The sequence below is a fragment of the Nostocoides australiense Ben110 genome, assembly GCF_001050535.1.
In the GTDB taxonomy this organism is placed as follows: Bacteria; Actinomycetota; Actinomycetes; order Actinomycetales; family Dermatophilaceae; genus Nostocoides_A; species Nostocoides_A australiense.
Map to the genome: position 1 here is coordinate 4,264,017 of NZ_HG764815.1, position 957 is coordinate 4,264,973.

Annotated in this window: 2 protein-coding genes; one reads left to right on the plus strand and one right to left on the minus strand. The window is 71.0% G+C overall.

All coding sequences use genetic code 11. The features are described from left to right. The coding region (locus BN11_RS26420; RefSeq protein WP_048700466.1) for a DUF3866 family protein at positions 1 to 550 on the plus strand (550 nt) is incomplete at its 5' end. A gap of 13 nt (positions 551 to 563) precedes the next feature. Here the strand turns inward: BN11_RS26420 and BN11_RS26425 are convergent. Next, positions 564 to 957 (minus strand): universal stress protein (locus BN11_RS26425; protein WP_162213308.1); only part of this gene is annotated, 394 nt, incomplete at its 5' end.

Sequence of the window (957 nt, forward strand, 5' to 3'; positions counted from 1 at the left end):
GGCCTTCGGCGGCGACTTCGAGGCGGTGATGTTGCATTCGGGGCTGCTGGCGGCCAAGTACGTCTTCGGCGCTGACCTGGTGGTGGTTGTCCAGGGGCCCGGAAATGTCGGCACGGGAACGCCATACGGCTTCACGGGTCTGGCGGCCGGCGAGGCTCTCAACGCGGTGCACGTCCTCGGCGGACGCGGCTTCGGCGCCCTGCGCATCAGCGCGGCCGACGCCCGCGAACGCCACCACGGCATCTCCCACCACAGCCGGACCGCATACGGCCGGGTCGTCCTCGGTGAGGCGAGCCTGATCGTGCCGCACCTGCCCGGCGAATTCGGGGCTCTGGTGGCGCAGCAGGCGGGCGATCTTGCTGCCGGGGCGCGCGGTCAGGTGACCTTGATCAGCGAGCCGGTCGACGGGCTGCTCGAGGCGCTGGGCGCCTGCCCGATCCCCCTGTCGAGCATGGGCCGGGGCCTGGACGCCGACGAGGAGTATTTCCTCGCGCAGGCGGCCGCTGGCCGAGCGGTGGCGCGCACGCTCGGACCGGCCGATACCCGCTGACGCCGGCAGTGAGTTACGCGCCGTGGCTCAGGACGGCGACCGGGACCCGGGCCGATTGCAGGACCTTGCGACTGACCGAGCCGAAAAGCATCCCGGCGATGCCACCGCGGCCGCGGGTGCCGAGCACCAGCAGGCGTGCGTCTTGCGCTTCTGCAAGAACGATATCCACGATCTTTCCCTGCTTCACGACCGCGGTGAATGCCACATCGGGGTGGGCCGCGATGACCGGCTCGAGGGCCGCGTCGATGCTCCCGTGCAGCCGCCGCTTGACCTTCTCGTATTGCGGCGAACCCGGGGTGGTGGCCACTACTCCGTCGACGACTTCCAAGAACCAACCGCTGACCACGCGAACCGGCACCCGCAGGCGCTCGGCCGTGGCCGCGGCATACCGCAACGCGGCGCGGCTG